The sequence below is a fragment of the Rhodococcus sp. MPR-R1B genome, assembly GCF_058793255.1.
In genome coordinates, this window is sequence record NZ_JBXAFO010000058.1 from 1 (window position 1) to 10,060 (window position 10,060).

10 protein-coding genes and 2 tRNA genes are annotated in these 10,060 nt (G+C 61.7%); 9 read left to right on the forward strand and 3 right to left on the reverse strand.

Annotated elements, in window-relative coordinates:
• Window positions 1-58 precede the first annotated feature (58 nt).
• The 6 genes from AC1Q61_RS32340 to AC1Q61_RS32365 all read left to right on the forward strand — a co-directional run bounded on the left by AC1Q61_RS32340 (window position 59) and on the right by AC1Q61_RS32365 (window position 5,428).
• On the forward strand, window positions 59-1,072 hold the full coding sequence (locus AC1Q61_RS32340) for a 3-isopropylmalate dehydrogenase (RefSeq protein ID WP_003944691.1): 1,014 nt from the start codon (window positions 59-61) through the stop codon (window positions 1,070-1,072).
• 84 nt (window positions 1,073-1,156) lie between these two features.
• Window positions 1,157-1,930 (forward strand): fumarylacetoacetate hydrolase family protein, encoded by a 774-nt coding sequence (locus AC1Q61_RS32345; protein WP_003944722.1) that lies wholly within the window; start codon window positions 1,157-1,159, stop codon window positions 1,928-1,930.
• A gap of 391 nt (window positions 1,931-2,321) precedes the next feature.
• A complete protein-coding gene (locus AC1Q61_RS32350; protein ID WP_030535413.1) occupies window positions 2,322-3,482 on the forward strand; it encodes an alkane 1-monooxygenase in 1,161 nt (386 codons plus the stop codon).
• Window positions 3,483-3,555: 73 nt separating this feature from the next.
• Window positions 3,556-5,031, forward strand: coding sequence for a glutamate--tRNA ligase (gltX, locus tag AC1Q61_RS32355; protein ID WP_003944712.1), 1,476 nt, complete (start codon window positions 3,556-3,558; stop codon window positions 5,029-5,031).
• A gap of 156 nt (window positions 5,032-5,187) precedes the next feature.
• Window positions 5,188-5,259: transfer RNA gene (locus AC1Q61_RS32360), tRNA-Gln, on the forward strand.
• 96 nt (window positions 5,260-5,355) lie between these two features.
• Window positions 5,356-5,428: transfer RNA gene (locus tag AC1Q61_RS32365), tRNA-Glu, on the forward strand.
• A 138-nt stretch (window positions 5,429-5,566) separates the two neighbouring features.
• Here AC1Q61_RS32365 and AC1Q61_RS32370 read toward each other — a convergent pair.
• The 3 genes from AC1Q61_RS32370 to AC1Q61_RS32380 all read right to left on the reverse strand — a co-directional run bounded on the left by AC1Q61_RS32370 (window position 5,567) and on the right by AC1Q61_RS32380 (window position 7,108).
• Window positions 5,567-5,764 carry a DUF5302 domain-containing protein gene (locus AC1Q61_RS32370; RefSeq protein WP_007729345.1) on the reverse strand — a complete coding sequence of 66 codons (198 nt, stop codon included), beginning with the start codon at window positions 5,762-5,764 and terminating at the stop codon, window positions 5,567-5,569.
• A gap of 83 nt (window positions 5,765-5,847) precedes the next feature.
• Window positions 5,848-6,351 carry a pyridoxamine 5'-phosphate oxidase family protein gene (locus AC1Q61_RS32375; RefSeq protein ID WP_003944740.1) on the reverse strand — a complete coding sequence of 168 codons (504 nt, stop codon included), beginning with the start codon at window positions 6,349-6,351 and terminating at the stop codon, window positions 5,848-5,850.
• Window positions 6,352-6,406: 55 nt separating this feature from the next.
• Window positions 6,407-7,108 (reverse strand): IclR family transcriptional regulator, encoded by a 702-nt coding sequence (locus tag AC1Q61_RS32380; RefSeq protein ID WP_007729342.1) that lies wholly within the window; start codon window positions 7,106-7,108, stop codon window positions 6,407-6,409.
• A 158-nt stretch (window positions 7,109-7,266) separates the two neighbouring features.
• Here AC1Q61_RS32380 and leuC point away from each other — a divergent pair, with 158 nt between their 5' ends.
• From leuC to AC1Q61_RS32395, 3 genes are all read left to right on the forward strand, one after another.
• Entirely contained in the window at window positions 7,267-8,688 is a 1,422-nt protein-coding gene (gene leuC / locus AC1Q61_RS32385) for a 3-isopropylmalate dehydratase large subunit (protein WP_003944727.1), read from the forward strand.
• Between the two features lie 28 nt (window positions 8,689-8,716).
• Entirely contained in the window at window positions 8,717-9,325 is a 609-nt protein-coding gene (leuD, locus tag AC1Q61_RS32390) for a 3-isopropylmalate dehydratase small subunit (RefSeq protein ID WP_003944724.1), read from the forward strand.
• Window positions 9,326-9,482: 157 nt separating this feature from the next.
• The coding region (locus tag AC1Q61_RS32395; protein WP_492654926.1) for an HU family DNA-binding protein at window positions 9,483-10,060 on the forward strand (578 nt) is incomplete at its 3' end.

Below are 10,060 nucleotides of genomic sequence, written 5' to 3' on the forward strand. Positions count from 1 at the left end.
CCTTTATCAACCGCCCGCGGTTGATAAAGGCGCACAGTTCTACTGAGATGAGGACTCCATGAAGCTTGCGGTCATTCCGGGTGACGGAATCGGCGTCGAGGTCACAGCCGAAGCGCTCAAGGTGCTCGGCAAGTTGGTTCCGGATCTGGAAACCACCGAATACGATCTCGGTGCCCGTCGCTACAACGCCACCGGCGAGTTGCTCCCGGCGGACGAGCTGGACCAGATTCGTCAGCACGACGCAATCCTGTTGGGCGCCATCGGTGATCCGCGGATCGTCGCACCCGGCATCCTCGAGCGTGGTCTGCTGCTGAACATGCGCTTCCAGCTCGATCATCACGTGAATCTTCGCCCCGCACAGCTGTATCCGGGTGCGCTGTCGCCGTTGGCGGCCCAGCCGGAGATCGACTTCGTCGTGGTTCGTGAAGGCACCGAGGGTCCGTACACCGGAAACGGTGGAGCGATCCGCGTCGGCACCGATCACGAGATCGCAACCGAGGTGTCGATCAATACCTGGTTCGGTGCCGAGCGCGTGGTGCGTTACGCATTTGCCTTGGCGCAGACCCGGTCCAAGCACCTCACCTTGATTCACAAGACCAACGTGCTCTCCAACGCGGGCGCAATCTGGACGCGTGCAATCGAGACCGTCGGTGCCGAGTTCCCGGACGTAGAAACCGCGTACTGCCACATCGACGCGGCCACGATCTACATGGTCACCGACCCGTCGCGCTTCGACGTGATCGTCACGGACAACCTCTTCGGTGACATCATCACCGACCTCGCCGGCGCCGTAACCGGTGGCATCGGTTTGGCCGCAAGTGGAAACATCGATGCCTCGGGTACCAACCCGTCGATGTTCGAGCCCGTTCACGGCAGTGCTCCGGACATCGCCGGCAAGGGAATCGCTGATCCCACCGCCGCGATCCTCTCGGCCGCACTGCTTCTTCGCCATCTCGGACGCGAGGACGACGCCGCTCGGGTCGAGGCTGTGGTCGCTGCCGACCTGGCTACCCGCGGCGAAGGTCCCATCTCCACCACGGAGATCGGCGACCGGATCACTGCAGCGCTGTAAGGAATTCTTTCACGGGACTGACGCGCGTGAGCCATTCGGCTTGCGCGCGTCAGTCGTTTCCGACACCCCGATAGACTGGCCGGCATGCGTCTTGGTCGAATTGCCAGTCCCGATGGTGTTGCGTTCGTCAGTATCGAAGGTGAAGAGGATGCCCTCGTCGCCAAGGAAATTGCGGAGCACCCGTTCGGGAACCCCACATTTACCGGCCGAAGTTGGCCGCTCGCCGATGTTCGTCTGCTGGCTCCGATTCTCGCCAGCAAGGTGATCTGCATCGGCAAGAATTATGCAGATCACATCGCGGAGATGGGCGGAGAGGCTCCCGCGGACCCCGTGATCTTCCTCAAGCCGAACACGTCCATAGTTGGCCCGGGTGCCCCGATCGTCTTGCCTCCCACCTCGAACGAGGTGCACTTCGAGGGTGAACTCGCGGTCGTCATCGGTCAACCGTGCAAGGACGTTCCGGCGGCGAAGGCGTTGAGCGTGGTCCTCGGTTACACGATCGCCAACGACGTGTCGGCGCGAGATCATCAGCGTCACGACGGGCAGTGGACGCGCGCGAAGGGCCACGACACTTTCTGCCCACTCGGACCGTGGATCGAAACCAGTCTGGATGCGTCCGACGTCGACATCAAGACCGAGGTGAACGGCCAGGTCAAGCAGGACAGCAGCACGGCTTTTCTCCTCCACGACATTCCGAAGATCATCGAGTGGATCTCGGCGGTGATGACTCTCTTGCCTGGCGACGTCATCCTCACCGGCACCCCCGCCGGAGTAGGCCCGATCGTCGACGGCGATTCCGTGTCGGTCACGGTCTCGGGGATCGGCACTCTCACGAACCCGGTGACCGCCAAGAGCTGATCCTGACCCGGTTCGTTCAGTCACACCACGACGGAGGCCCCATCCAACCGGATGGGGCCTCCGTCGTGGTGTGAGGTCGAGAGGTGTCTGTCGCAGAAAAGTTGCAAGATGGTAACTATCGCCAGTGGGGTGATCGGGATTGCCTACCGACTCGAAGAAATCAGGCTCCGGGACTGACCTGCGGGTTTCATGACCCAGGCGAAGCTTCGCTTCTGATCCTCCTGGCGTTATGTCGGATTTGGCCAGGTTGGGAGAGTTCGCCCCACGGTTTGCTGTCGCGGCCCGTAACAGACCAAATTCCCTGAAATGTAACGCTGAGCAGTAGGGTGACCGATAACTGGATAGAAGCCGATGGGGCAATCGAGTGGATTGCGCAGAAACGTGGTGATACATGACGACCTTCGCGGAAGCCTCCCGGACAGCGGCAGGGCAAGCGCGGAACGGGCAGCGGCCGGTGTGGCGAGACAAGAAGCGCTACCTGTGGCCACTGGGTTTGCTGGTTCCTCTCAGCCCGTTCGCTGCGTGGTTCCTGGTCGACAAATTCAGTCTCGGGCTCTTCTGGGCCATCGGGGCGTGGCTGATCGTCATCGTCATTCCCCTGATCGATCTCCTGGCGGGCGAGGACGGTAACAGCCCACCGGACGAAGCGATCCCTGAATTGCAAGAGGATCGTTTCTACCGCTGGTGCACGTACTTGTTCCTGCCCCTCCAATACGTCGGGCTGGTGTTCGTCGCGTGGTGTTGGGTGAACGCGCCGATGGCGGCGGGGGAGAAGTTCGCGCTCGCGATGACTGCCGGCGTGGTTGCCGGTGTGGGGATCAACGCGGCGCATGAATTGGGGCACAAGAGTGAGAAGCTCGAGAAGTGGCTCGCGAAAGTAGCGCTCGCGCAGTCCTTCTACGGCCATTTCTACGTCGAACACAACCATGGTCACCACGTCCGCGTCGCGACGCCGGAGGATCCGGCCAGCTCGCGGTACAAGGAAAACTTCTGGTTCTTCTTGCCTCGCAGCGTCATCGGCGGCCTGCGCTCGGGATGGCGGATCGAAAGCGCTCGTCTGAGGCGTCAGGGGAGACGGACGTGGAGTTACCGCAACAACATCCTGAACGCGTGGGCGATGAGTGTGGTTCTGTTCGGCAGTCTGATCGCCGCGTTCGGCTGGGAAATTGCGCCGTGGCTCGCCGTTCAGGCAATTGCAGGCTTCACGTTCCTCGAGACCGCCAACTATCTCGAGCACTACGGCTTGCTACGTGCGAAGCGGCCTGACGGCTCGTACGTCCGGTGCTCGCCCGAGGACAGCTGGAACAGCGACCACGTCGTCAGCAATCTGTTCCTCTATCAACTTCAGCGTCACAGCGACCATCACGCGAATCCGCGTCTGCGGTACCAGAGCCTGCGAAGTGCGGCCGAAGCGCCGCAACTTCCAGCGGGTTACGCAGTCATGATCGTCTGCGCGTGGGTGCCGCCGCTGTGGCGAAAGGTCATGGACAAGCGACTGCTGGCCTACTACGACGGCGACATGACACGCATCAACGTCCTGCCGGGTAAGTGATCGGCCGGATGGAGGAAGGGCTGCCGGACTAACCTGTAGTACGACCATCCATCATCGCCGAGCCAAGTGAGCCATGACCAACAGCGAAGTACGCGTCCGTTTCTGTCCGTCACCCACCGGAACCCCGCACGTGGGTTTGGTGCGCACCGCCTTGTTCAACTGGGCATTCGCACGACACCACGGCGGCACATTCGTGTTCCGTATCGAAGACACCGATGCGCAGCGCGACAGTGAAGAGTCCTACCAGGCCATCCTCGACGCCCTCCGCTGGTTGGGGCTCAATTGGGACGAAGGCCCGGAGGTCGGTGGGCCGCACGCACCGTATCGCCAGTCCGAGCGTCGCGACCTGCATCTCGACGTTGTTGCCAAGTTGCTGGCCGCGGGCGAGGCCTACGAGTCCTACTCGACCAACGAGGAGGTCGAAGCGCGACACAAGGCGGCCGGACGCGATCCGAAGCTCGGATACGACAACTTCGATCGCGAGCTCAGCGACGAGCAGCGCGCTGCCTACATCGCCGAGGGGCGCAAGCCCGTCGTCCGCCTCCGGATGCCCGATCACGATCTGACCTGGAACGACCTGGTGCGGGGCGAGACCACGTTCAAGGCAGGCACCGTTCCGGACTTCGCGCTGACTCGCGGCAACGGCATTCCGCTGTACACCTTGGTCAACCCGGTCGACGACGCGTTGATGAAGATCACCCATGTACTGCGCGGCGAAGATCTGCTGTCCTCGACTCCGCGTCAGCTCGCGTTGTACGAGGCATTGATTCGTATCGGTGTCGCCGATTTCACACCGTCGTTCGGGCACTTGCCTTTCGTGATGGGTCAGGGCAACAAGAAGCTTTCCAAGCGCGATCCCGAGTCCAACCTCTTCATCCACCGCGATCGGGGCTTCATTCCCGAGGGATTGCTGAACTACTTGGCTCTGCTCGGGTGGAGCATCGCCGACGATCACGATGTCTTCTCGCTCGACGAGATGGTTGCGGCCTTCGACGTCTCCAAGGTCAACTCCAATCCTGCCCGCTTCGACCAGAAGAAGGCCGACGCGATCAATGCCGAGCACATTCGTCTGCTCGAGCCGGCCGACTTCGCCGGTCGTCTGAAGTCGTTCCTGGTGGAGCACGGACACATCGGCGCCGACGTCGACGAAGCGACGTTCACTGTTGCGGCGGACCTCGTGCAGACGCGCATCGTCGTCCTGTCCGACGCGTGGGATCTGCTGAAATTCCTGTTCGTCGACGAGGCGTCGTTTGCTCTCGATCCGGCCGCGGCGGCAAAGAACTTGAAGGAAGATGCCGGTCCGGTTCTGGACGCGTCTCTTGCGGCGCTCGATGCCATCTCAGAGTGGTCGGCGGCCAGTATCGAGGAAGCACTCAAGAAGGCCCTCATCGAGGATCTGGAGCTCAAACCGCGTAAGGCCTTCGCTCCGGTTCGGGTCGCGATCACGGGCTCTCACATCAGCCCTCCGCTGTACGAGTCGATGGAATTGCTCGGTCGTGAGGTCTCGCTCGCTCGGTTGCGCGCCGGTAGGGCAGCGGTAACCGCCTAGATCGGACGGTCTTCCGGCCGAAAATGAAGCAAAAACCTCCTGTGACCATACGATTTGGTATTTGGGGCAGGGGTACTGGTAATCTTCTTTTCGGCCGGAGACGAGCCGCCGAGCACAACAGCGAAGCGGATCGGGCAAGGCTGGTGAGCAAGACCTTGGGGTATGGTGTAATTGGCAACACAGCGGTTTCTGGTACCGCCATTCTAGGTTCGAGTCCTGGTACCCCAGCGGAAATCCGGTCGATTTTGTGGCCGGACTCAGACAAGCTAAGCTTGCTGAGCATCCAAGAGCAAGACTGAAATACCACGTTTAAAAGCGTGTCCTGGCCCCGTCGTCTAGCGGCCTAGGACGCCGCCCTCTCAAGGCGGTAGCGCGGGTTCGAATCCCGTCGGGGCTACAAAGGAAAGACCCTCCGATCATTGATCGGGGGTCTTTTCGTATGTGCGGGAAATGTTTCCGGCGATGCGAAAAACGATCACCCCCAGTCGAATTCGACTGGGGGTGATCGTCATCTCACTCTGTTGTCCGCGATCGGTTATCCGCTCTTACGGCGGAACTCTCGCTTGTGATCGGCGGGGCCATGCGTGTTGTGGACCTTGGACTGTCCGTCGCGATGGTCGGTCGATTTGGCGTTCTGATGATTCTTCCGTTCGAGGGCCTCACGGAACTTTCGTTTGGTTTCCTCCGATTGGGATTCGGGTTCGGACGGGGTGTTGCTGTCGAGATCGCTCATATGCTCACTCCTTGTTGTTGGGCCTGTTGGTGAAACTACGCCGGCCCGAATTCGATTGCTCGTGATTTTTCCGCTCACGAATCTCAGGGCTGCGGCGGCGGTGCGGTAGAGCCGGAAAGAGGCATCGCAGGCATCCCGAGCTTGCGGTGATCCCACGAACGAGTTCGATCGGGAACGAACCGTACCGCGACGCGCTTGTGGAGCATCGCGTCGACGGCCGGGCGGAGATCGTCGGTGTACGGGCCCGTGTATCGCTCCCAGACGCTGATTCCCACAGCGAAGAGGGCTTCCGGATCTTCGACGATGACCCCGGTACCCTCCATCGAGACTCCTCGGAGCGTGTCGTACGTCTGACCGTCTTCGATCAGGACGGACATTCGGGCGTCCCGGCGAAGATTGACGGCCTTCTGCGACTTGGCTTTGGTCTCGAACCAGATTTCGCCGTCGACTATCGCGAACCACATCGCGATCAGGTGAGGCATTCCGTCGGCGCTCAACGTCGCCATCGTTGCCGTACGGCTCTTTTCGACGAAGCTCGAGATTTCGGCCTCGGTCATCGTGATCTGACTACGCTGCTTTCCTGCCATGGTCGCGTCGTACTCCTACGTGCTCGAGGATCTGAAGGCCTTACTGTGTCACGAATTACAGACGCTTGTGGAGCGCTTCGGCAGCTGCGAGAAGGTCCGCCGCCCAGCGGGCTCCCGGTCGTCTACCCATCCGATCGATGGGGCCGGAGACCGAAATCGCGGCAATGACAGCGCCTGCCGAGTCTCGGACGGGAGCCGCGACGCTGGCGACACCGGGCTCACGTTCGGCCGCGCTCTGTGCCCAGCCGCGCCGGCGAACCTCGAGCAGCACTCGTTCGCCGAAGGACGCATCGGCGAGGACGGTCCGTTGGGTTTGTGGATCTGCCCATGCGAGAAGGACCTTGGCACCGGATCCGGCGTTCATCGGCAGTCGGGCTCCGACGAGCACCGTGTCACGCAGGCCCGTCGGTGGTTCCATCGACGCGACGCAGATGCGTTGTGTGCCTTCGCGACGGTACAGCTGGACGCTTTCGCCGGTGATTTCGCGAAGGCGGGGGAGGATGAGTCCGGCCGCAGCAATGAGTGGATCATTAGCGGTGGCAGCGAGTTCGGCGAGTCCGGGCCCTGGGCACCACTGACCGTCCGAGTCGCGAGTGAGGAGTCGATGGACTTCGAGACCGACGGCGAGTCTATGGGCGGTCGCGCGCGGCAAACCGGTTCGTGCACAGAGTTCGGTGAGGCTGCACGGTTCCTCAGCTACTGCATGAAGCACGCCCATTGCTTTGTCCAGGACGCCGATGCCGCTATGCTGTCTCATAGGTCGATACCAGTTTCTCGCATAGTGGGATGCTACCGCATTTCCTGTAGGGATAGCGCATTTCCTCGGGACAGTCTGCATCTGCTGTGAAGGCTGGGGACCTACTTCACGCGCGGCGGGCCAGCCCGTAGTCCGCCGACGCGAGGCTACGTACAGAGGTGGAAGACATGGCACAGAAAGCACGCACTCTCGCCGAGAAGGTGTGGGACGACCACGTTGTCGTGAAAGGGGAGGGGCAGGATCCCGACCTCATCTACATCGATCTCCACCTCGTTCACGAAGTGACGAGCCCCCAGGCATTCGACGGACTTCGCCTGGCGGGACGCCAGTTGCGCCGTCCCGACCTGACGATCGCCACCGAGGACCACAACGTTCCGACGATCGACATCGACAAGCCGATCGCAGATCCTGTGTCCAAGACTCAGGTCGACACCTTGCGCCGAAATTGCGAGGAGTTCGGAGTTCGCTTGCACCGCATGGGCGATCTCGACCAAGGCATCGTGCATGTGGTCGGACCGCAGCTCGGCCTGACGCAGCCCGGAACCACCGTGGTGTGCGGCGACAGTCATACGTCGACGCACGGCGCATTCGGTGCGCTCGCAATGGGAATCGGCACCAGCGAGGTCGAGCATGTGATGGCAACGCAGACATTGTCGTTGCGCCCCTTCAAGACCATGGCGATCACGGTCGACGGCGAGCTGCCTCCCGGCGTCACGAGCAAGGACTTGATCCTCGCAGTCATCGCCAAGATCGGCACCGGCGGCGGCCAGGGCTACGTACTGGAGTACCGCGGCGAGGCCATTCGCAAACTGTCGATGGAAGCTCGTATGACCATCTGCAACATGTCGATCGAGGCCGGAGCCCGCGCGGGCATGATCGCACCGGACGAGACCACTTACGAGTTCATCAAGGGCCGTCCGCATGCACCGTCCGGCGCAGAGTGGGACGAAGCCGTCGCCGCGTGGGAGTTGCTCAAGACCGACGAGGGCGCGGAATTCGACAACGAGGTTCACATCGACGCAAGCGCATTGACGCCTTTCGTCACGTGGGGAACCAATCCGGGACAGGGTGCGCCGCTCGGCGACCGTGTGCCTGATCCCGAACTGATCGTCGACGAGAGCGAGCGTCAGGCAGCCGAGAAGGCGCTCACCTACATGGGTCTCGACGCCGGTATGCCGCTTCGGGATGTTTCTGTCGACACCGTGTTCGTCGGTTCGTGCACCAACGGACGCATCGAAGACCTGCGCGCAGTGGCGGAGGTGCTCGAGGGTCGCCATGTGGCAGAGGGCGTTCGGATGCTCATCGTTCCCGGCTCGATGCGGGTGCGGGCTCAAGCCGAAAGCGAAGGTCTCGGTGAAATCTTCACAGCGGCAGGGGCTGAATGGCGCCAGGCCGGTTGCTCGATGTGCTTGGGAATGAACCCTGACCAGCTTGCTCCCGGCGAGCGTTCGGCATCGACGTCCAACCGGAATTTCGAAGGCCGACAGGGTAAAGGCGGCCGGACCCATCTGGTTTCCCCGCTCGTCGCGGCTGCCACGGCGGTCCGCGGAACGCTCTCGGCACCGGCCGATCTGGTCTGACCCACTTACCATCTCGAGGAGAATTTCGATGGAATCCTTTACCACGCACAAGGGTATCGGCGTCCCGCTGCGACGCTCGAATGTCGATACCGACCAGATCATCCCTGCCGTGTACCTGAAACGGGTGACGCGCACCGGATTCGAGGACGGGCTGTTCGCAGGCTGGCGTACCGACCCCAACTTCATTCTCAATCTGGCTCCGTACGACAAGGGAAGTGTCCTCGTGGCCGGTCCCGATTTCGGCACGGGCTCTTCGCGTGAGCATGCCGTGTGGGCTCTCTCCGACTTCGGATTTCGGGTCGTCATTGCTTCCCGGTTCGCCGACATCTTCCGCGGAAACGCCGGAAAAGCCGGTCTCGTAGCGGCTCAGGTCGAGCAGAGCGACGTCGAATTGCTCTGGAAGTTGCTCGAAGAGCAGCCCGGACTGGAATTGACAGTAGATCTCGAGAATCGGACCGTCAGCGCCGGAACTACGGTGGTGCCGTTCAATATTGACGACTACACACGGTGGCGTCTGCTGGAGGGTCTCGACGACATCGGACTGACATTGCGGCAGGTAGACGCGATTTCCGAGTTCGAAAAGTCAAGGCCTTCATGGAAACCGACTACCCTTCCAGCCCGAATTTCGCAGGGCTGAACCGAAATCCGCAACTCCGCGCGGGAAGAGAAATAGGTCACCATTTCGCAGTCACGTTGAATGAGAATTGGCGTGGCACATAGACTCTTGCCGTTATCAGGTTTACCGTGGTTCTCAGTCGGTCCGACGGTGGACCACAATTAGCGGAGGAATTTCAATGAACAAGGCAGAGCTCATCGATGTTCTGACTGAAAAGCTGGGTTCGGACAGGCGCACAGCGACCGACGCAGTGGAGCACGTCGTGGACACCATCGTCCGCGCCGTCCACCGTGGCGAGAGCGTGACCATCACCGGCTTCGGAGTCTTCGAGCAGCGTCGTCGTGCAGCACGTGTTGCACGCAACCCGCGTACGGGCGAGACCGTCAAGGTCAAGCCGACGTCGGTTCCGGCTTTCCGTCCGGGTGCGCAGTTCAAGGCTGTTATCGCTGGTGGACAGAAGCTTCCGGCCACCGGCCCGGCAGTCAAGCGTGGCGTAGCAGCACCGGCCACCAAGGCTGCAGCCAAGAAGGCTGCTGCCAAGAAGACCGCAGCCAAGAAGGCTCCGGCCAAGAAGGCTCCGGCCAAGACCGCAGCCAAGAAGACGGTTGCCGCGAAGGCTCCCGCCAAGAAGGCTCCGGCCAAGACCGCAGCCAAGAAGACGGTTGCCACGAAGGCTCCCGCCAAGAAGGCTCCGGCCAAGACCGCAGCCAAGAAGACGGTTGCCACCAAGGCTCCCGCCAAGAAGGCTCCGGCCAA